We start from the raw sequence: 19,690 nt of genomic DNA on the forward strand, positions 1-19,690 counted from the left end.
ATCCTTTGCTGAAAATCCCACGGTTAGAACCGTGGGATTATTGTTTTGGAAATTTACTTTTTCATTAATAAAGGGCGAACAACTACATAACCAGCGCCGAAAGCAGCAATCACAATCAGAAAAATGGCGATGGCTAACCACAATCCGCTTAAGTCAGACGCTTTTTTTGGTTGAGAACGCAAACGGTAAGGAGTTTCTGGTACTTCTGTAAATAATTTTTCGGGAAGTTTATCGGGCTGTTTTTCATCTATCGAAGGGGCTGTTGGTTCGCCTGCTGCTATGGGGAAAGGGAAATTCACAGTGGGAGGGGCTGGATTTGGGGTAGAGGTGTCGTTGGGTACGGAATAGTCAGCCGGGAATGGTAAAGATGCTAGGCGAGGGGATTCCACGCTGAGATTGAATTTTTTAACCGGAGTCATTTGAGGCATCCCAGTCTGGCTAACACTTTGAGCAGAATTGACCGCTTGCTGTAGATATATGGATGCTTGAACTACTGTTTCTACTTCTCGCCGCAGTTGTTGATTTTGTTGGACTAATTGCTGATTATGAGTTTTGAGAGAGTCAAGCATTGCTTGGGCTGATTGCAACTCGGCAGTGACTTCTCGGTAAAGGGAAATAGGTACTGATGGAGAGTAGTTATTTGAGTTGGCGGAGGAGTTATGGTCAGGTAAGGTAGTATTTTGCATAATTTGTAGATGGCGAGGGTGAGCTTTTTTTAGTTTAGCCTGAGAGTATTTCTAATTAGATCGATCGCCACACAATTCGTCAAGATATTTGTTACAGATAGTGAAGTCTAGTTAAATGTTAGCAGTTTCCAGTGGCTCGCTATGAACAACCACCAAACAGAAGAAAGTATGTCACAAAAGTCAAGTACCGAGGCAATGAAATACGGCGAACGCCAGATTTTAGAAGGAGAGTTAATTACCTTCCCGAATCCGCGAGTCGGGCGACGTTACTCCATTAACATTACTTTACCGGAGTATACCTGCAAGTGTCCGTTTTCCGGCTATCCCGATTTTGCGACAATTCACGTCACCTACGTACCCGACGAACGAGTAGTGGAATTGAAGGCGCTCAAGCTGTACATTAACAGTTATCGCGATCGCTACATTTCTCACGAAGAATCGATCAACCAAATTCTAGACGATTTCGTCGCCGCTTGCGCGCCACATTCAGCCACCATTAAAGGCGATTTTTCGCCACGAGGGAACGTGCACACCGTAATTGAGGTATCCCATCAGAAGTAGCAGGCACAACCTGTTCATTTCTCGTTCCCAAGTACAGCCTTGGGAACCTTCCATCTTCTGATTTAAAATAAACGAAAAGATGCCAGAAACTTTTGAGCATTTTCAGGTTTTGAGGTAATGGCGACTAAGCCGTAAAGACGTCTGTCCACCAAAAATACCTGACCTACACCTACAGGTGCACTAGGGGAAAGGGACTGAAACTCAAATTCTTTTCCCGGATAACTACCCAGGGAAATATCGCGCACTTGCAGCAATTTGGCATTAGATCCGACCACAAATAAATCTACGGCATTATTTAAAGTGATTTTAATGTTATTATTAGTGAGGGCTAAATCTAAGTCGAAGTATTGCAGTAAATAAGTTTCTTGATTTTTTAATATCGATCTGTAGGTATGAACAATAATCTGATTTGAAAAAGTTTCGGCATTAATTTTGGTAGTTCCTGGTATGTCGATCGCAAACAAACCTTCAGCGGAACAAAAGGGCTGCCAATCCGGTTGAGCAAGTACCCCCGCCCTGGGAGCAGATTCAGCCTGGAGGGGACTAGCAAACTTGACAACAGAGACAAATAATGTAGCAGTAACTAGGAATAAATGTAGGAAGTTCATTTTGGGAAGAATTAGATTAGCCCGATGGATTTGCGCTAGCCTAGAACTATATCCGCAAACGGGGGATTTATGTTGAATATTATATTTGCTCAACGGCGACGCGACTTGACAGGGCGATCGCCAACTAAAACCAGTAAAACCCATATACTCGCAACTGTAAATGCTTTGCTAGCAATCTGTCTGCTTGGGGCTGTCACAGGCTGCGCCAACAGCCCCAACAGCAAGGCGATGGAAGAATCCTTCGCCGCCGATCCCAAATTAAAAGAAAATCCCGTGGCTTTGGCTTCCCCCCAGCCAGCGACACCAGTGGACACCAGCACAAACGCCAAACTCCCTCCCGATTTCCCAACAGAGATACCCCTCTATCCTAATGCTCAGTTGGTAGAAGTTACAGGGCCAAGCACCCCCTCAGAACAAAATATACGACTGCGCTACGAAAGCACCGATCCGATTAATTCCATTCAGAATTTTTATCAGAATGAGTTTGGGCGTCGCAACTGGAAAATAGTCACTCCCCCAACCCCCGACGAACAAGGTTCTGTGGTAGCCCAGCAAGATAAATTGCGAGTAACAGTGTCACTTTCTCCTACCCAAAAATTAGGAGGTGCGACAGAATTTGTGATTGCATACGACAAAGCAAATGGGGAAATTGCCAGCAATCCCCAACCTCAGAATTCCGATGCTACCCAATCTCCCTCACCAGCCCCAACTTCCTCTAATTCCGAAGCACCAACAGCCACATCATCTCCAGAGTCAAAAACCAAAAAAGTCAGCCAACTAGATAGCCAAATTCCTCAACAATTACGGCAGTATGTAGCAGATTTAGCCTCATTGGAAGTGCTAAAAGTGCGATCGAAATCCGGTGCAAATTTAGAAACAGAAAACACCTTACCCGAACCCAACAAAATAGCCACCCGTCGGGAATATGCCCGCTGGTTAGTAGCTGCTAACAATCAAATTTATACCAGCCGTCAAGCCAAACAAATTAGATTAGCAGTAGCATCCAGCGAACCAGCTTTTGCTGACATACCCAAAACCGACCCAGATTTTGCAGCTATTCAAGGTTTAGCAGAAGCGGGTTTAATTCCCAGTAGCATTTCAGGAGAAACTAAAGATATTAAATTTCGTCCCGATGCACCTTTAACTCGCGAAGCAATGATTCTGTGGAAAGTACCTTTAGACACTCGTCAAGTCTTACCCACAGCTAACATTGATGCAGTGAAAGAAAAGTGGGGTTTTCAAGATGCTTCTAAGATTGATTCCCAAGCATCGCGAGCAGTTTTAGCAGATTTTAACAATGGAGATTTAGCCAATATTCGCCGGGTGTTTGGTTTCACAACATTGTTTCAACCAAAAAAATCCGTGACTCGCGCCGAAGCCGCGGCTAGTTTGTGGTATTTTGGCGTTCAAGATCAGGGATTATCTGCAAAAGATGCTGGGGAAGCCAAGTCTCAACCTCCTCAGTAGCCACTGCTAAAAGCCGATATCTGTTAGATAGCCGATTTCTTTCAGAAGTCGGCTATCTGGCTATAGTATTTTTTTTACATAATTTATTTGATTAGCCAAAATTCTATCTATTTTCACTCACCGTCCCTCGGAAAACTCTCAATATTATACCAATTTCATAAAGTAGCGCGACATAACTACCCCCCCAACCCCCCCTTACTAAGGGGGGGCTTTGAACGGCATCTGTAGCAAATATTAAAGTAGCGCGACATAACTACCCCCCCAACCCCCCCTTAGTAAGGGGGGGCTTTGAACGGCATCTGTAGCAAATATTGATGAAATTGGTATTATTCCGGATCTGGCCCTAGCCAGAAGGATAAATAGAAAAGAGTATTCAATTTCTGGGAGAGCGTTTTTTGATGTATAATCAGACCCCGTTTACCTTGAGAAATTTGGCAAAATGTAGCTTAGTCCTGCGCCAGTTCGGTAGAAATTCTGCTAGTATGCAAGAGACCAGTCAAAAAATTGCTGATTATATTTATCAACATTTTTATGACTCCGAAAGCTCCCAAAATTCCTGTGTTTTAGTACGTCTTTTCAAAACCCATCCCTACGGAGAATTAGACGATTCATTGCAGGCATCTGCGCGTAGCTTGATGCAGAATAAAATTCCCCCCTATGAAATGAAATGCTGGACGCTGTTAGCCTCCGCAGGAAAAGAACCCCAGTGTAATTATGCTGACGAAGCCCCGAATATCGTCATTCCCTTAGTGAATGAAGAGTTGGTAGCTCAAATGCTGCCGATTTCAGAACGGATTCTAGAGTTAGGTTTGGATATTCCTACCGTCGTGGGAATTGCTGATGAAAAAATGTTAGAAATGGAGCCAAAATTATTAAATATTTTTTATATAGGCTCTGCCCCAAATAGCCCCTTTATTGCTGAACAAAATTCATTAGTTATTCCCTATGAAGTCAAATCTGTGTTGGGGATAGGTGGACTGCTACCTTCGGGAAGTTTATTTATGGTAGAGTTATTTTTCAACATAAAAATTTCCTTCAAAATAGCAGAACTGTTAAATATTTTAGCCGTTGCCGTGAAAACTGCCCTGTTGCCTTTTGATGGGGAAGTAGTTTTTAATAACTCCCTAAACACCCCGATAGTTATGGCTACTAACAAGATTGTTCCTAGGGAAATACTGGAAGCAAGTCAACTGATCGGCTTGAGTCGTGTGCTGGATTTTTATCAAGACGAAATGCTCAGACACGCGAGAAGTTTGCAATCGATTATAGGAAAATTAAAGGACAAAGTTGAGGAACGACATAAACAAGCTTTTTGACACTCCCCGAGCTGAAGCTGCGGGGATTCCTAAGACCATGGGGATTTGAAAGTGGGTATTGTCAAAGAAAGTCGGCGGACACTGACTAAGCAGACTTAGAGTTAAAGGGGCTATTTAAGTACGGGATGCTAGGATTAAACCGTACCATTTATCTATCGGTATTTGTTTTTTTATTTGAAAGCCTAAACTTTCAATAACTTGTCTAGTTTCGGCGTGAGTGTGTCCAGACCACAAGTGATATTCTAAAGAAAGATTTTCCACTAATTGCCAAATTTCTCTATCTTCAAATAAGGGCCATTCTGCACCTTCACAGTCTATTTTAGCTAAATCTACTTTGCCACCGATGCGATCGATCGCCTTTTTCAAGGATACCATCGGTATATCGCCGTTTTCCGTGACGGTCGATCGCGTTTTTCCCGATACTTCCCGGATATCCAGCACTACTTTACCATCTCTAGCGCCGATGGCTTCCATGAAATAGGCAAAACTGGCAATTTGAGACTGATTTTGGAGATACTTTTCCAAGTTAGGATTAGCTTCATAGGCGTGAATCACTGCTTGGGGAAATCGGTTGCGAGCGGCAATCGAAAACAATCCCACATTGGCTCCCACATCTATAATTTTTAGCAGGGATTGAGGTAATTGCTCTAAGCCATAGCAGTCGTCTAAAAGCACTTCGATAAATTCTCCATCCATGCCTTTTTCGGAAGGCAATTTAAGGGGTTGAGTCTTGCCTTGTACAATTAAACTATCGGGTAAACTAAACTTTGCTACTCTGGGAAATTTTATCCCCAATTTTTTGGCTCTAATTTTCCGTTTCAGGAGTCGCACAATTTTAGTGAATAGCATAATCAAGGGATAGCGACCTGTAGGGGTGGGCGGTAGAGCGACCTTGAAGATGTTGAGGACATTGTTAATGGCTGAAATCATTGATGTTAGTGCTGCTTGGTGCTTGCTTATTGCTGATTGCTGCTTCGATACTAATAAACTCAAATTCAAAACTAGAATCTAGATAAGTGCACCCCGCCTTACTGTATATTAACCTGCGCTAGCCAACCAGAAAAATCAACAATGCTAGAGTTCGATCGACTTTTTCAAACCATCGCAGAATTAGTGATGCTATACTCCCCCAGCGGCGTGGAATCAGAAATTAATCAGGGGTTAATGGAAAAATTTGCAGCCCTGGGAGTGAATGCTTGGATCGATCGCGCCGATAATGTCATCGCCCTAATTCCGGGGCGCAATCGGCAAAAGTCGATCGCCATTACCGCCCACAAAGACGAAATTGGGGCGATCGTCAAAACCATCGGTAGCCCGGGGCGGGTGGAAGTTCGCAAATTAGGGGGCGCGTTTCCCTGGGTTTACGGCGAAGGCGTTGTCGATTTGTTGGGCGACAACCAAACAATTAGCGGCATTCTCAGCTTCGGAAGCCGTCACGTCTCCCACGAATCCCCTCAAAAAGCTCAGCAGGAGGATGTTTCCCTCAAGTGGGAAGATGCGTGGATCGAAACTAAGTGTACTACTGAGGAATTAGCGGAGGCGGGAGTTCGGCCCGGAACGCGGATGGTGGTGGGAAAGCACCGCAAACAGCCGATCCGCTTGAAGGATTGGATCGGGAGTTATACCCTGGATAACAAGGCTTCTGTGGCGATTTTGCTGGGTTTGGCGGAATGTTTGACCAAGCCTGCGGTGAATGTTTATTTGGTGGCTTCGGCGAAGGAGGAGGTTGGGGCGATCGGGGCTTTGTATTTCTCGCAGCGGCAGCCCTTGGATGCGCTGATTGCTTTGGAAATTTGCCCCCTGGCTCCAGAATACCCGATCGGTTCGCCTCTAATAATTAATTCATTAAAAAAAGCTGGACAACAAGCACATATGGTGCGAAAGTTTTCCTAGGGCTAAATATGTGAAACCCAATGAAGCAGCTAACACTCTGGGAGTTTGCCTGCGAACCCTCAGACGATGGGAAGCAAACGGCAATATCTCCACCGTCAAAACGCCGTCAGGTCAAAGACGGTACGACATCGAAAAGTTCATCAAACAGGAATCAGAGCCAGACTCTAGACGCGCCACTGTTGTCTATGCTCGCGTCTCTACCAGGCCACAAAAGGCAGACCTCGATCGACAAGTTGAACGACTATCAACGCTCTAAAGGGGCGCTGAAGTCGTTAAGGAAGTGGGAGGAGGACTCAATTTTAGGAGGAAAGGACTCATCAAGCTTTTGGGACGAGTTCTGCGAGGTGATATCGCAATTATTGTGGTTGCCCACAAAGACCGACTTGCAAGATTCGGATTCGACATTATCGAATGGCTCTGTGAGCAATTTGACTGCCAAATCGTGGTTCTCAACCAAATCAGTCTCTCTCCACACGCCGAACTCGTTCAAGATATCGTCGCAATCCTCCACAGCTTTTCCAGCCGACTTTACTCCATCAGAAGGCTGGAAAACCAAATCAAGCAGGAGTTACAAGTCGAATCCGAGGCACAAGAAGGAGAAGAAGTCGCCCAACAAAACACTTAAGATTCGGGTTTATCCTGAGCTGGGACTGCACCAAAAATGGAAGTCTTGGCTATCAGCATCGCGTTACTGCTACAACAAGGCTATTGCAGCCTTGAAAGCAGGCGAAAAAATAACCAGTGCTTATTCTTTGAGGGACTACGTGTTAGGACTGGACTTACCTGATTGGGTTAAGTCAGCACCGTCTCACCCAAAAGAAAATGCTATTTTTGACGCTTGGGATGCTTGGAAACAAGCCAAGTCTGTCAAAGGAGAGGCAAGTTTTAGAAGCTGTCGTCAACCATCACAGTCAATCAAATTCCACAAGGTTAATTTCAACGGCGAGACTTGGTTCCCATCCTTAGTTAAAGGGCTTAGCTTTAGAAGTACAGAACCAATTCAAAAGACCGAGTTTGCGACCCAACTTATTAGAGACAAAAAGCGATGGTTCGCTTGTATCCCAGTCATAGAGGAGGCAAGGACGAAGGAACTAGACAAGGTAATTGCACTTGACCCTGGCGTTAGAACTTTTTTAACTGGCTACGACGGTGACTCATTTCAAGAATTTGGTAAGGCAGACATTGGACGCATTCAAAGATTGTGTTCTCACCTTGACAAACTAATGGGGCGTGCGTCAAAAGCTGGTAGAAGGCAGAAACGCCGGATGTTAGAAGCGGCAAGCAAGCTGAGAATCAGGATTCGCGACTTGGTTGACGAGTGCCACAAGCAGGTAGTTAATTACCTGACAAGTCAATACAAAGTCATATTGCTGCCTACATTTGAAACATCACAAATGGTTGTTAAATCAAAGCGCAAGTTACGCACCAAGACTGCTAGGCAGATGCTCACTTGGGGGCATTATCGTTTTGAATGCCACCTCAAGCAATCAGCTAAAAAACGGGGTGTTGTTGTTATTGACGTTAACGAATCCTACACTAGCAAAACTTGCACCAAATGCGGACACAAACATTCAAAGCTTGGTGGTTCAAAAACATTTAAATGCCCTAACTGCGGTCACGAACACGACCGAGATTGGGGCGGCGCTCGAAACATTATGATTCGAGCTTTGAGGGACGGCTCCTTTGCTCTCTCTATCAATAGTGAGAGTATTGCTATCGCGTATGCCCTGTTTGTCCAGGGTTGTACAGCGTAACACCGTCAGCCGACGGCGAAAATCCAGTGTTGCTGGTTCAGGACGGCTATGGGATTTATGATGAAGGGTTGAATGGGGAATTGCGCGTGGCGGCCGATCGGGCTGGTGTTCAGGTGCAGTTGGCGGCGATTAGCGGTTTTGGTAGTGATGCTTCCATCGCCATGAAGTTCGGCCATGTGGCCCGTGCCGCTTGTTTGGCCTTCCCTACCCAGAACACCCACGGCTTTGAGATTGCTCATCTAGGGGCGATCGACAATTGTGCTCGGATTCTGAAAGCTTACTGTGACGAGCTTTCCGACGATTGACCCACAAGTTTAAAAAAAACTTTCTGAAAGTGGTTGACAAATAGAGGAAGATTAGTTAAGGTAATAAAGGTGCGGAACACAAGCAAACGACGCGCCCCCATCGTCTAGAGGCCTAGGACACATCCCTTTCACGGATGCGACGGGGATTCGAATTCCCCTGGGGGTATTGAAAATCTAACTCGGATATCAAAAAGATATCAAGCAACCGAAGGGTGGACAATCAGCCCGCCCTTCTTGCTATGAGCAAGACAGGAAAATTGTCAGAATTGTTGTTGGCAGCGATCGAGATAAATTGCAGCCACCCCATCAGCCGGATTTCGCAGCACACAATCCTCAAACAGTTGTGCCGCCTCAGTAAACTTTTCCTGATTGTACAAGATCCAGGCACTTTCAAAACCGGTTTTGGCGATCGCCTTAGCCTCCCGCACCTCCGGTAAATCGGCATTAAACACCTCATATACAGTTACCAACTCCGACTTACCTTTCACCTGAACTCGATCGATTAGCCGAATATCATAATCACTAGGAATTGTCAACGCTGAAAAAGTATGATGACTAATTAACAGCGATATTCCATAATTTTTGGTCAATCCTTCCAGACGAGATGCCAAATTCACAGCATCACTAATCACGGTTCCATCCATCCGATTTTCCCCGCCCACAGTACCCAACATCAAAGAACCAGTATTAATCCCAATCCCAATTTTAATCGGCGCATAACCTCCTTCTTTCCTGCTTAAATTGTATTCTGCCAGACTTTGTAGCATCGCAATTCCTGCTTTCACCGCATCATCCGCACTACCACTAAACAAAGCCATAATCCCATCACCAATATATTTATCAATAAACCCATTACTCGCAGTAATACAAGGCTCCATCCGAATCAAATAATCATTGATAAACTTAAAATTATCTTGAGGTGTCATGCTCTCCGACAGCGCTGTGAAATCCCGAATATCCGCAAACAGCACCGACATTTTTTGCTGTACGTTGTCCCCCAATTTCACATCAACAATACTTTCGTATCCCAGTAAATGCAAAAATTGATGCGGCACAAACCTACCGTAAGCATCGGTTAGTTCAAATTCCGCATCCAGGGCTTTTTTTAAGTTGCGATTCAGTTGCGATAGTTCAGAAGTAAACTTTTCGCGCTCTGCTTCAATTTTTCGCCGTTCCGAAATGTCCTGAAACGCGATAATTGTATAGGAGATATTACCTTGGTTGTCAAAAATTGGAGTTCCCCAAGCTTCGATGGGAATCACCTTGTCCGCGCGGTGAATTTCTATATTGTCAGCGTTAGCATATTCTCCCCTCAATAGTTTCGGAATCGTAAAAATTTCTAAGTTATAATTTTGCTTAGTTCCTGCAATATAAATTTGATAATTTTGGACTAATTCCTCAATTGTATCTCCGGCTAAAACTCCTTGACCAAGTAACTGTTGGGCTACCTGATTGGCGTAGTAGGGTTGACCGTTGGCATCGGTGACAAACACGCCGACAGGCATTGCTTCTAGCAATTGGGACAGTCGGCTTTCGCTTTCACGTAACTGGGATTCCACTTGCAACAAAGCGGCATTTTTTACTTCCAAGCTGTCGGTATAATTTTGGATTCTTTCAATCATTTTATTGAAAGTATCTGCCAAATTTCCCAGTTCATCTCTCGATTCTATGGGAACTCTAATATTTAAGTTTCCTGCTTTGAATTGGGCAATTCTTTGAGTTAAAACAATAATCGGTTTAGCTAAGATTCGTGCTAAAATAATCCCGACGAGGGTGACAATGCTAGCAATAATTAGAGATAATATGAGTGCGGTGCGGGTTTGGGCTTCTATGGGGGCGAGAAATACTGACTGTGGCTGTACAAATAGGACGTACCAGGGGAGATTGTGTAAAGGTGCGATCGCCACTGCACTCAGTTGATTGTCTGTGGATGTTAGTCGCAACCTTAAAAAAGGTCGATCGAGAGCATTGTCTAAACCATGTTTTAATTCGGGCAAATTAGTGGACAATTCGTCCAGAGGTAACTCCGGCAACCTTCTCTCGGCTTGCAATTTTTTCACCAAATCCGGTGGGAGAGGAACTACGGATTTGAAAATTAATTCCGGTTCCGTACCGTGGGCTAACCGAATATAATTTTCGTCTAGTAAAATAGCAAAGGATTTTTGACCGGCTAAACCAGTTTGTCGGGCGATGGACTGATCCAACACAGTCGCATTATATGATACTCGCAACAAGCCCACCGCAACTCCTTGGCTGTTGCGAACTAAATTGCTAAAATAAATGTTAACTAAACCTGGAGTTTTTTCGGAAAGTCGCAAATTTGAAACATAGGGTAAACCGGTGTTCAAGGGTTGTTGAAAGTAATCGCGGTTCGATTCATCTTTCCCGATATCCTCAGTATAAGTGTCTAATACATTTTGACCTTTGATGTCTAGCAGCCCATAGGAAAATATATTCACAGTATCTCGACGGCTGAGAGTATATAAAGTCTCTTCAACTACTTTTTTTTCCTCACTTTCAGCCCTAGACTCTGGGGGTAAACTCAGGTATTTTGAGAGTCCTGGTAACAGGGCTGCGACGCGGACATCGTTGAGATTGACGGTGATGAAAGTGTCGATGCTGACAGCGGTTTGGGAGGCGATCGCAAATAGAGATTGTTCCGCATTCTTGGTTAATATTTGTTCAGTGGCGTGTTTGTCGATCGCCGCTAGCAACATTAGTGGAATTAGCGCCACTATTAAAAAGGAGACGATCAACTTTTTGCGTAAAGTATAAAGTTTTGGCAGTCGCAAAATTTGTAAGATTAGTGTAGAAAAGATGGACCCAGCAAAAAAGTTGACAACTTAAATTTTTGGTTGGCTCTATATCATCACAAAACAAAACTATTCAGAAATGCTAGGCAATTTAATATGAGCGGTTGTCTCTTCATGGTATACACTAGAAAGATAAAATTCTCCAGCGGATATATCTATGATTTTTTTGACTATTTTTAATCCTAGTCCTAAACCTTGTTGCTCATAGGTACGGCGTTCAAATTGCATAAACGCTCCGATTTTTGAAATCTGTTCCTCTGTCATTCCCCTGCCGCGATCGGATATGGATAGATGAAATGCTCCCTTAATTAATTGACTACTTACCTTCACCGGTGTTAAAGGTGTAGAAAATTTAAAAGCATTTTCTAACAATTCGTCCACCATCCACTTCAAATTGTCCTCAGACACCGGGACATCTATATCTTCTAGTTCGCAAATCAAGTCATTTTGGCGATCGACTTTTTGGGCCTGTTCCCTCCCACAATTTTCTATGACTGATTTAGTAGAAGTTACTTCATTATTAGTCGGAGTTTTATCCATAGGTATTTGGCTGGTCATCAGTTCTAGCTTGATATAGATCAAAAACTTTTTGGTCAGCCTATCTAATCTCAGAGCAGACTGTTGAGCTAATAGTAAAAGTTCATGAATTTCTTCCTCACTCATGTCTTCACGATCGTCGAGCAACAATCCAATAACTCCGAAAATACCGTTTAAGGGTGTGTTCAATTCGTGAGGTAAACTGGAAGCTAAGTTACCGCTTAATTCATTCAGATTTTTTTGTAATAGGTCGATCGTATTTTCTTGGACTTTGGAAAGACTGGTGATTTTGTCATATTGTTGCTTGAGTCGCAACATGGAATGAACCCTAGCACGGAGTTCCAGCCCAATGACGGGCTTGCTGATAAAATCATCGGCACCAGCCTTGATACATCGAGCCAGGTCTTCTTTGGCGCTCAAAGCTGTCACCATGATGATGGGAACACCTTCCCATAGGGGCTGGGCTTTAATCCGCTGACAGACTTCCATACCATCCAAGTCTGGCATCATCACATCCATCAAGATCACATCGGGCTGGAATACATCCAGGGAGTTGAGGGCGACTTGACCATTGGAAGCATAGTGCAAATCATATCCCCGATCGCTCAACAGCGCTTCAATCACATCAAAATTATCGGGCTCGTCGTCAACTACTAGAATAGAGGGCTGATTCATTTGTGCTGCTCCTTTTCTGGGGAATATTACTGAATTGTCGCTGCTAATTAGGTTAACCTAATTAGGGCTTGCTGAATAAGGATCGATTTTTCCGTTGAGTTATCTAAATCTTCAAGCTACGATTAACCAGCTAATTTAAAAATATTTTCATCTTGATTATTCAAAAATTTTATCTCAATTTCTTGAGCTGATAAGGGCTTGGAAAATAAATATCCTTGACCCAATTCACAGCCAAGTTCCTGCAACCATTTAAGTTGTTGTCCTGTTTCTATGCCTTCAGCCACAACGGCTAATCCCAGTTGATTGCTCAAAGCAATAATGGTACTCACAACCTGATAATTACGGTTGCCTTCCTGCATCTGATTTACAAAAGAGCGGTCGATTTTTAAATTATCCGCAGGCAAGCGATGGAGATAATTGAGCGATGAATATCCAGTGCCAAAGTCATCGATACTGACTTGAATTTGGCGTTCTTTTAATTGGGTCAATAAATCTATGGTTTTTGTGATATTTTTAATCAGCATACTCTCCGTAATTTCCAGAGTAATATAACTGCCATCTAAACCTGTTGCAGCAATGGTGCGATCGATTTCCTGAATCAACAGAGGTTTACGCAGGTCTTGAGCGGAAAGATTAATACTGACCTTCAAGGGAAATCGACTAGGAAACTGATTTTGCCAGCGAGCTAATTGTTGGCAAGCAGTGCGCAATACCCAACTATCTAGCGGTACAATCAACCCTGTTTCTTCGGCAATAGGAACAAAGTCAATGGGAGAAATGAAACCACGAGTGGGATGTTGCCAACGTACCAAAGCCTCAAATCCCACCAGCCGATCGCCTATGATGTCAACAATTGGCTGATAGTACACAACAAATTCTTCTCGTTCGATCGCCCTACGGAGATCGTTTTCCAGAGTTAGCCTGTTGACGGCTTGGGTGTGCATTGTGGTATCAAAAATTTTGTAAGAATTTCTGCCTTGAGCCTTAGCCCGATACATGGCAATATCCGCATCTCGTATCAAATCCGAGGCTTGATAGTAATTTTTATGCCCGAAAACAATGCCGATACTAGCACTGATAAACATTTCGTAGCCATTAATCGTTAGGGGGTTTTGAAATTCTTTCTGAATCCGCTCAGTAATTTGAATAACTTCTTCAATACCAGGCACATCTTCCAGCAAAATTACAAATTCATCACCACCAAGTCGAGCGATTAAATCCGCCTCCCGCAGATAATTTTTGAGTTTTTGAGCAATATTCGTTAGCAATAGGTCTCCAGCTAAGTGTCCTAAGCTGTCATTGATTACTTTAAAGCGATCGAGGTCGAGAAACAAGACAGCATAAAAATAGTCTTTCAATCGCATAGCTCGATTAATAGCTAATTCGAGCCGCTCCACCAACAGAGTCCGATTTGGCAAATCTGTCAAGGGATCGTGCAAGGCATTGTGTATAATCAGTTCTGCCTTTGCCTTAAGTTCCGTGGTTCGTTCTGCAACCTGTTGTTCCAATTCCGTATTGCGATGCTTGAGGAAATAGAGTTTTTCAGCTTCTAAGATTGCTTGCCGCCTCAAAGAAGCTTGCAAGTCATCGTAGTGTTGTTTAATTCGCAGCATGGAGTTGACTCTGGCGCGCAGTTCCACACCACTGACGGGCTTGCTAATAAAATCATCAGCACCAGCCTTGAGACATCGGGCCAAGTCTTCTTTGGCACTTAAGGCTGTGACTATGATGATCGGAACCGACTCCCATTGTGGTAAAGCTTTAATCCGCTGACAGACTTCAATACCATCCAAATCTGGCATCATCACATCCATCAAGATGACATCGGGTCGGAATACGTCTAGGGAGTCGATCGCAAATTGACCGCTAGAAGCATAGTACAAATCATATTCCCGATCGCTCAACAGCGCTTGAATCACATCAAAATTATCGGGTTCATCGTCAACTACTAAAACAGATGGGTGATTCATTTCTGACTATCCTGTGCTTCTAACAATCGTTGAATTGTGCTGGCCAATTGCTTGAGTTTAACCGGCTTAGTGAGATAATCACTAGCCCCAGCTTCTAGACATCGTTCGCGATCGCCCGTCATGGCCAATGCCGTCAAGGCGATAATCGGAATATGCGCAAATTGGCGATCGCTGCGGATCTGCCTCATTGCCTCAAGACCGTCCATTTCCGGCATTTGGACATCCATTAAAATTAAATCAGGAACTCGTGCCTTAGTGACCGCGATCGCCTCTAAACCCTGGATTACTGGCATTTGGATATCCATCATAATTAAGTCAGGAATCGATGATTTAGTGAGGGCGATCGCCTCGACACCATTTTTCGCCACCACAATCCGATATCCTTTCGCCATCAGATAGCCAGAAATGGTGCTGATTGTCCCGACTCTATTTTAGCAATATCCAGGATATCATTGATTAATGATAAAAGATGAGTTCCACTATGTTCAAATGTATGTTCCCTCAATAATTAACTTCTAACTAACATAATATAATTGCCTAACCAATTCACAGTAACAAATACAGCTTATTCAAATATTAATAATACTGATTGTTGAATTTAAGCGTGTTAGAGCGGGATATGAATTTATTTTTTCATTCAGAATTTTAGATGTGCTAAAATTAGAGAATGAAACAGCCCTATCCCCCCTAGGGGAGAAGGAAGAAAAACCCCCCTACCCCAAAGGGAGAAGGAAGAATAGGTTAGTTATTATTTAGGATAGGAAGGATTATGTTAGTCACAAAGCAACCTGTTTTCAAACAATTCTGGTATCCAGTAATTCGCACCGCCGAATTGTCCGGCGAACCAAAAGCTTTTGAACTATTAGGCGAACCCATAGTTTTGTGGTTGGATTCCCAAGGTAAACCCGCAGCAGTTGAAGACAGATGCTGTCACCGCACAGCTAAACTTTCCCTCGGAAAAGTTGTCGATGGTAACATTTCCTGTGCCTACCACGGCTGGACATTTAACTCATCAGGAACCTGTGTTTGCGTTCCGCAGCAGCAAAAGGACACAATCTCCCCCAACTACAAAGTAAAAGCATACCAAACGTGCGATCGCTACGGATACGCTTGGGTTTGTCTGGGAGAACCCCTGACAGATATTCCCGATATTCCCGAAGCTTCCGACTCCAACTACCGCCAAATTCACGAATTTTACGAACCCTGGAATTGCGCGGGATTGCGAGTAATGGAAAATGAATTAGACATGGCTCATCCTACTTTTGTACACACCACAACCTTCGGCAGCGAATCACATCTTACACCCGATGTAATGGAATTTCAAGAAACAGAATGGGAACTACACTACCACAGCGTTTTAGGTGTCGTCAATCCCGCCCAGCAACAGCAAAACTTAAAAATGGAGGAAAAGGAAACCGTGCGGACAATCGATGGAATTTGGTTTATGCCATTTACCGTCAAACTCAGGATTGTTTACCCAAATGGACTCGTTCACATCATTGTCAATACCATGACTCCGATTAACGATTCCACTTCTCAAATGGTGCAATTTTGCCTCCGCAACGACACCGAAGCCGATGCCAAAACCAGCGATATTATTGCCTTCGATCGCGCCGTTACATTAGAAGACAAACGCATTTTAGAAACAACCGATTGGGACGTTCCCCTCGACATCACCCAAGAACAACATATGCTCACAGATAAGCCAGGAATTATCATGCGACGCAAAATTGCAGCACTCCTAAAAGCCCACGGCGAAACTGAAAAAACTAAAGTCAGTCCATAATACATAGGCCGGGGCGGGTTTTTGAGATAGTCGGTTTTTGGCGACTATTGTTGGTGAAACCCGCCCCTTGTATCTTAAAAGAGTGAGTTAGTCGATCGCCACATCATTGATTCGATCGTATCGACAATCAGGCGATCGTACCGACAATCAGGCGATCGTATCGATCATCAGGCGATCGTACCGACAATCAGGCGATCGTATCGACAATCAGGCGATCGTATCGACAATCAGGCGATCGTATCGATCATCAGGCGATCGTATCGACAATCAAAGCGAATCTAAAGAAACAAGGAAAGTTTTATGCAAATGGTTCTGTAACAGTAGAAAGTGTTCTTCAAGGACATCAGAAATCGGTGAAGTTGGCCCGCCCCTTAGACTCAACAAGTCTGTTGTGTAGATAAGCGGACATTACTGATGACAGGCGCACATAAAACACAGGCGGTATCTACAAATTTATCCTAATATTTTACAGGCTTGTAGGGGCGGGCGATGCCCTGAGCGGAGTCGAAGGGCAGGATAAACGCAGTCGTTGGGTCGAAGGGTCGAAGGGTCGAAGGGTTCGCCAGTGATATTTGACACCCATCAACAAATTATAAAAACCCGCCCCAACCCCACCAACAAATGATGCAAACTGGCCTGACAATTATCAGTTAAACCTGAAAGAGATCGGAGCGATCGCCCTCCCCAAAAAAGCGATCGCAATATTTTCGTAACCAATACGATCGCCCCTACATTGATATTGATATAAAGCGATCGCTCTTTTTTTACCATAGATAAACATGGATGGAAAAAAAGCGATCGCACCTCGCAAAAAAAGACGATGAGTATTAGATATTGATTTATGCAGCCTCAGTCAAAGTTCTGACACGCAAAACTTCATTAGACATCAACGGTTCAATTTCCGACTCAGCTAAGGTAATTACAGCTATAGTTTCACCTAAAGCATTAAAAACTTCAAGACTGTAGCCATCCTCATCGGGGTGGGGATGATGCTCAACAATAGTGGCAATATCTCCTCGACAGAGTTTGTACTTGGGTACATCTGTTTGTAATGCTACTCTTTTAAACAAGGGAAATTTCATTTTCATACCTCCTTATTGGGTTGGCTTGTGCAAGAAACAAAGATTTATCATCTTCTACTAAGAACTTGAGCAAATACTGAGTTATTTTGGTCTCAGCAATAATGGTCACATTAGATAGTTTCACTTACTTGATTTTGTAAGATTAGTATAGTCAATTTAAAATCATATATTATTTAAAGGGCGATCGCCCTTTCACAAAAGAAAAGCGATCGCCCTTTTTTACCACAGATAAACATGGATGGAAAAAGCGCGATCGCGTACATTATTCTAGCAAGTTTCACCGTTGGGTGGGGGCGGGTTGATCAAGATTATCTGTGGGTGGCATAATCGATCAGTTAACCCGCCCCTACAAATTTATCCCCATATTTTACAGGCCTGTAGGGGCGGGTTCGCCTAGATATTTGACACCCATCGATAAATTATATAAACCCGCCCCTACCCCACCAAAAAATTTCGTTTTAATTAATGCTTGCTTGTCCGCACAACTGCATTAATCCAGACTGAATCGGTATATATTGTTCAGCGGTTAAAGTTCCTAAATAAGCTAGAACTCGACGAGGATCGATGCTCCGCAATTGATCCAGGAGAATTATAGAAGATTGAGTCAAACCACCTACTCCAGCTTCTAAACAGGGATAAAGGCTTGGATTTTGGCGTGACCATAATCCGGTTTGAGTTGTCAGAGGTACAACTATTAACATTGGATAACGTACTTCTCCCCAAGGCAATCCAATCACAATTACAGGTCGATTGCCTTGCTGTTCATGTCTTCTCGGAATGTGACCGGGCAAGGCAACTAAGATGACATCCCCGCTTGAAAGTAAATCAGGCTGGAACATCTTTACCTCCAATTACTGCTAATCCTAAACCTGGGATATATTCAACTGGTTTCCCTTGGGGTTGACCATTGATGCCCCAATCGTAAATATCAACTTCTGAGAGGTTAGCTTCGGCTTCCTGAATTTGTTGTTCTAGTAAGTTATACAGTTCATGTTTAGCTTCTAAATCCAGACGAGAGATGGCTTCTATGATTGTGGTCAAAGGAATTGATACATTTACGATTGTTTGAGTCATAATATAAATTTGGCTATTGTTTGCACAAAAAGGCTAATTTTAATAATTATTATAACACTAAATATCAATTTTTTGCTTAAATATTTGACACCCATCGACAACTTATAAAAACCCGCCCCAACCCCACCAACAAATAGATCGCGCTATTTTCGTACCCAACGCGATCGCGCCTACATTGATATCAAGAGATCGCGCTTCTTTTACCCCAGATAAACGTGGATAAAAGAAGCGCGATCGCGCTCACTTGCGAACTTTATCGCGCTTCCCTTGCAGAAACCGTATCGCGCATTGGGGGGCTGGCCTAGGAATGTTATCCGTGAGAATTGAATAGGGAAGCGCGAAAGATACCCTACAGGATTAACTCAGCCAAATTTTCATAAATTCCCTAGCCGTGACAATGGGGATATTCTGATAAATTTTTAGAGTTAATAAATCTTGATCGCCAGAAATAATATAATTCGCATTAGCACTAATAGCACAAGCTAAAACTTGATCATCATCAGGATCGTTAATAACAATTTTTTCCACCTGATAAATTTCCACAATTTTGACTAAATTGCGATAATTATTAACTAAACTTTCCGGGGTTTCTTCAATAACAGTGTGTATTCGTTGATAAAATTTAGGGCGACTTAAAACCTCGGATAACTCCTGAAGCAAGAAAGAAGAAGTATAGACAGTAATTTCCTGAGTCCGAACTAAGTCAATAATTTGGCGGGGATAACTTCCCCAGAGAAATCCAGAAATCACTGTATTGGTGTCAATGACTACACGCATATTATGATTGATTTTGAGAATTTTTTTCCATCCGATAAGCGGCTATTTCTGTTTCTATATCATCGGGAGTAATGGGATCAATTTCATTGAAAACCAGTAATTGATCTAATTGATTAAAAAAATGTTTAATTTTTGTGTCTAAGTCAAATTCTGATTTTTCTTGAGGCAAGATGGAATAATTGATAACCATAAATTTATCATTCCAAGCCACTTGCAGTTCTTGATTATCCTGAAGCCGCAAACGCAGTTCTTCGGGTAAAACTAACGTTCCATCAGGATTAATTTTAACGGTTTCTGATTTCATATTTTTTTGGGGGTGAAAATCAGTGAGATATAATCCATTATACTGTTTGATGCAAAAATTTTCCATCCTCTAGGCACGGGTT

The 19,690-nt window shown here is 43.2% G+C and carries 18 protein-coding genes, 1 tRNA gene and 4 pseudogenes; 10 read left to right on the forward strand and 13 right to left on the reverse strand.

What is annotated here, in order from left to right; genetic code table 11:
- Nucleotides 1-53 precede the first annotated feature (53 nt).
- Nucleotides 54-686: a hypothetical protein gene (locus P2A85_RS26755; RefSeq protein WP_377476414.1), complete on the reverse strand. Its 633-nt coding sequence runs from the start codon at nucleotides 684-686 to the stop codon at nucleotides 54-56.
- A 141-nt stretch (nucleotides 687-827) separates the two neighbouring features.
- Between P2A85_RS26755 and queF the strand changes: the two genes are divergently transcribed.
- Nucleotides 828-1,247: a preQ(1) synthase gene (queF, locus tag P2A85_RS26760; protein ID WP_340519218.1), complete on the forward strand. Its 420-nt coding sequence runs from the start codon at nucleotides 828-830 to the stop codon at nucleotides 1,245-1,247.
- 62 nt (nucleotides 1,248-1,309) lie between these two features.
- Here queF and P2A85_RS26765 read toward each other — a convergent pair whose 3' ends face one another.
- Complete coding sequence (locus tag P2A85_RS26765) at nucleotides 1,310-1,855, reverse strand: hypothetical protein (RefSeq protein ID WP_377476416.1); 546 nt, start codon at nucleotides 1,853-1,855, stop codon at nucleotides 1,310-1,312.
- A gap of 69 nt (nucleotides 1,856-1,924) precedes the next feature.
- Here P2A85_RS26765 and P2A85_RS26770 point away from each other — a divergent pair, with 69 nt between their 5' ends.
- Nucleotides 1,925-3,322, forward strand: coding sequence for an S-layer homology domain-containing protein (locus P2A85_RS26770; protein ID WP_377476418.1), 1,398 nt, complete (start codon nucleotides 1,925-1,927; stop codon nucleotides 3,320-3,322).
- A gap of 398 nt (nucleotides 3,323-3,720) precedes the next feature.
- Nucleotides 3,721-4,638: a histidine kinase gene (locus P2A85_RS26775; protein ID WP_377476420.1), complete on the forward strand. Its 918-nt coding sequence runs from the start codon at nucleotides 3,721-3,723 to the stop codon at nucleotides 4,636-4,638.
- A gap of 114 nt (nucleotides 4,639-4,752) precedes the next feature.
- Here P2A85_RS26775 and P2A85_RS26780 read toward each other — a convergent pair whose 3' ends face one another.
- A complete protein-coding gene (locus P2A85_RS26780) occupies nucleotides 4,753-5,568 on the reverse strand; it encodes an FkbM family methyltransferase (RefSeq protein ID WP_377476422.1) in 816 nt (271 codons plus the stop codon).
- A 141-nt stretch (nucleotides 5,569-5,709) separates the two neighbouring features.
- On the opposite strand from P2A85_RS26780, the pseudogene P2A85_RS26785 reads away from it, so the two are divergent.
- From P2A85_RS26785 to P2A85_RS26805, 5 genes and pseudogenes are all read left to right on the forward strand, one after another.
- Nucleotides 5,710-6,459, forward strand: a pseudogene (locus P2A85_RS26785) (M42 family peptidase); the annotation flags it as partial.
- Between the two features lie 49 nt (nucleotides 6,460-6,508).
- Nucleotides 6,509-7,156: pseudogene (locus P2A85_RS26790) on the forward strand (IS607 family transposase).
- 1 nt (nucleotide 7,157) lies between these two features.
- On the forward strand, nucleotides 7,158-8,285 hold the full coding sequence (locus P2A85_RS26795; RefSeq protein WP_377481744.1) for an RNA-guided endonuclease InsQ/TnpB family protein: 1,128 nt from the start codon (nucleotides 7,158-7,160) through the stop codon (nucleotides 8,283-8,285).
- Nucleotides 8,261-8,590: pseudogene (locus tag P2A85_RS26800) on the forward strand (M42 family peptidase); the annotation flags it as partial. The gene P2A85_RS26795 and the pseudogene P2A85_RS26800, both read left to right, overlap by 25 nt.
- Nucleotides 8,591-8,683: 93 nt before the next feature.
- A tRNA-Glu gene (locus P2A85_RS26805) sits at nucleotides 8,684-8,756 on the forward strand.
- 94 nt (nucleotides 8,757-8,850) lie between these two features.
- Here P2A85_RS26805 and P2A85_RS26810 read toward each other — a convergent pair.
- From P2A85_RS26810 to P2A85_RS26825, 4 genes and pseudogenes are all read right to left on the reverse strand, one after another.
- A complete protein-coding gene (locus tag P2A85_RS26810) occupies nucleotides 8,851-11,346 on the reverse strand; it encodes an adenylate/guanylate cyclase domain-containing protein (protein ID WP_377476424.1) in 2,496 nt (831 codons plus the stop codon).
- Between the two features lie 126 nt (nucleotides 11,347-11,472).
- Entirely contained in the window at nucleotides 11,473-12,615 is a 1,143-nt protein-coding gene (locus P2A85_RS26815) for a response regulator (RefSeq protein ID WP_377476426.1), read from the reverse strand.
- Between the two features lie 122 nt (nucleotides 12,616-12,737).
- On the reverse strand, nucleotides 12,738-14,585 hold the full coding sequence (locus P2A85_RS26820) for a putative bifunctional diguanylate cyclase/phosphodiesterase (RefSeq protein WP_377476428.1): 1,848 nt from the start codon (nucleotides 14,583-14,585) through the stop codon (nucleotides 12,738-12,740).
- Nucleotides 14,582-15,001 (reverse strand): annotated as a pseudogene (locus tag P2A85_RS26825) (response regulator); the annotation flags it as partial. The pseudogene P2A85_RS26825 and the gene P2A85_RS26820, both read right to left, overlap by 4 nt.
- 353 nt (nucleotides 15,002-15,354) lie before the next feature.
- On the opposite strand from P2A85_RS26825, the gene P2A85_RS26830 reads away from it, so the two are divergent.
- Nucleotides 15,355-16,371 carry a Rieske 2Fe-2S domain-containing protein gene (locus P2A85_RS26830; RefSeq protein WP_377476430.1) on the forward strand — a complete coding sequence of 339 codons (1,017 nt, stop codon included), beginning with the start codon at nucleotides 15,355-15,357 and terminating at the stop codon, nucleotides 16,369-16,371.
- Nucleotides 16,372-16,477: 106 nt separating this feature from the next.
- A complete protein-coding gene (locus P2A85_RS26835; RefSeq protein ID WP_377476432.1) occupies nucleotides 16,478-16,768 on the forward strand; it encodes a hypothetical protein in 291 nt (96 codons plus the stop codon).
- 185 nt (nucleotides 16,769-16,953) lie between these two features.
- Here the strand turns inward: P2A85_RS26835 and P2A85_RS26840 are convergent, their stop codons facing one another.
- From P2A85_RS26840 to P2A85_RS26865, 6 genes are all read right to left on the reverse strand, one after another.
- Nucleotides 16,954-17,142, reverse strand: a complete 189-nt coding sequence (locus P2A85_RS26840) for a hypothetical protein (RefSeq protein WP_377476434.1) — start codon at nucleotides 17,140-17,142, stop codon at nucleotides 16,954-16,956.
- 68 nt (nucleotides 17,143-17,210) lie between these two features.
- Entirely contained in the window at nucleotides 17,211-17,453 is a 243-nt protein-coding gene (locus P2A85_RS26845) for a DUF4926 domain-containing protein (RefSeq protein WP_377476436.1), read from the reverse strand.
- Nucleotides 17,454-17,911: 458 nt separating this feature from the next.
- Nucleotides 17,912-18,292, reverse strand: coding sequence for a type II toxin-antitoxin system PemK/MazF family toxin (locus tag P2A85_RS26850; RefSeq protein WP_377476438.1), 381 nt, complete (start codon nucleotides 18,290-18,292; stop codon nucleotides 17,912-17,914).
- Nucleotides 18,279-18,527, reverse strand: a complete 249-nt coding sequence (locus P2A85_RS26855) for a hypothetical protein (protein ID WP_377476440.1) — start codon at nucleotides 18,525-18,527, stop codon at nucleotides 18,279-18,281. Before P2A85_RS26855 ends, P2A85_RS26850 begins: the two co-directional genes overlap by 14 nt.
- 357 nt (nucleotides 18,528-18,884) lie before the next feature.
- Nucleotides 18,885-19,304 carry a putative toxin-antitoxin system toxin component, PIN family gene (locus P2A85_RS26860; RefSeq protein WP_377476442.1) on the reverse strand — a complete coding sequence of 140 codons (420 nt, stop codon included), beginning with the start codon at nucleotides 19,302-19,304 and terminating at the stop codon, nucleotides 18,885-18,887.
- A gap of 1 nt (nucleotide 19,305) precedes the next feature.
- Nucleotides 19,306-19,608, reverse strand: a complete 303-nt coding sequence (locus P2A85_RS26865; RefSeq protein ID WP_371118193.1) for a hypothetical protein — start codon at nucleotides 19,606-19,608, stop codon at nucleotides 19,306-19,308.
- Nucleotides 19,609-19,690: the final 82 nt, after the last annotated feature.

This window comes from Microcoleus anatoxicus (genome assembly GCF_042465725.1).
Taxonomy (GTDB): Bacteria; Cyanobacteriota; Cyanobacteriia; order Cyanobacteriales; family Microcoleaceae; genus Microcoleus; species Microcoleus anatoxicus.

Bases quoted from the DNA above. Each gene is read 5' to 3' on its own strand.
- P2A85_RS26755 (WP_377476414.1), bottom strand. From the start codon at position 686: ATGCAAAATACTACCTTACCTGACCATAACTCCTCCGCCAACTCAAAT.
- queF (WP_340519218.1), top strand. From the start codon at position 828: ATGAACAACCACCAAACAGAAGAAAGTATGTCACAAAAGTCAAGTACC.
- P2A85_RS26765 (WP_377476416.1), bottom strand. From the start codon at position 1,855: ATGAACTTCCTACATTTATTCCTAGTTACTGCTACATTATTTGTCTCT.
- P2A85_RS26770 (WP_377476418.1), top strand. From the start codon at position 1,925: ATGTTGAATATTATATTTGCTCAACGGCGACGCGACTTGACAGGGCGA.
- P2A85_RS26775 (WP_377476420.1), top strand. From the start codon at position 3,721: ATGTATAATCAGACCCCGTTTACCTTGAGAAATTTGGCAAAATGTAGC.
- P2A85_RS26780 (WP_377476422.1), bottom strand. From the start codon at position 5,568: ATGATTTCAGCCATTAACAATGTCCTCAACATCTTCAAGGTCGCTCTA.
- P2A85_RS26815 (WP_377476426.1), bottom strand. From the start codon at position 12,615: ATGAATCAGCCCTCTATTCTAGTAGTTGACGACGAGCCCGATAATTTT.
- P2A85_RS26820 (WP_377476428.1), bottom strand. From the start codon at position 14,585: ATGAATCACCCATCTGTTTTAGTAGTTGACGATGAACCCGATAATTTT.
- P2A85_RS26830 (WP_377476430.1), top strand. From the start codon at position 15,355: ATGTTAGTCACAAAGCAACCTGTTTTCAAACAATTCTGGTATCCAGTA.
- P2A85_RS26840 (WP_377476434.1), bottom strand. From the start codon at position 17,142: ATGGTAAAAAAAGAGCGATCGCTTTATATCAATATCAATGTAGGGGCG.
- P2A85_RS26845 (WP_377476436.1), bottom strand. From the start codon at position 17,453: ATGAAATTTCCCTTGTTTAAAAGAGTAGCATTACAAACAGATGTACCC.
- P2A85_RS26850 (WP_377476438.1), bottom strand. From the start codon at position 18,292: ATGTTCCAGCCTGATTTACTTTCAAGCGGGGATGTCATCTTAGTTGCC.
- P2A85_RS26855 (WP_377476440.1), bottom strand. From the start codon at position 18,527: ATGACTCAAACAATCGTAAATGTATCAATTCCTTTGACCACAATCATA.
- P2A85_RS26860 (WP_377476442.1), bottom strand. From the start codon at position 19,304: ATGCGTGTAGTCATTGACACCAATACAGTGATTTCTGGATTTCTCTGG.
- P2A85_RS26865 (WP_371118193.1), bottom strand. From the start codon at position 19,608: ATGAAATCAGAAACCGTTAAAATTAATCCTGATGGAACGTTAGTTTTA.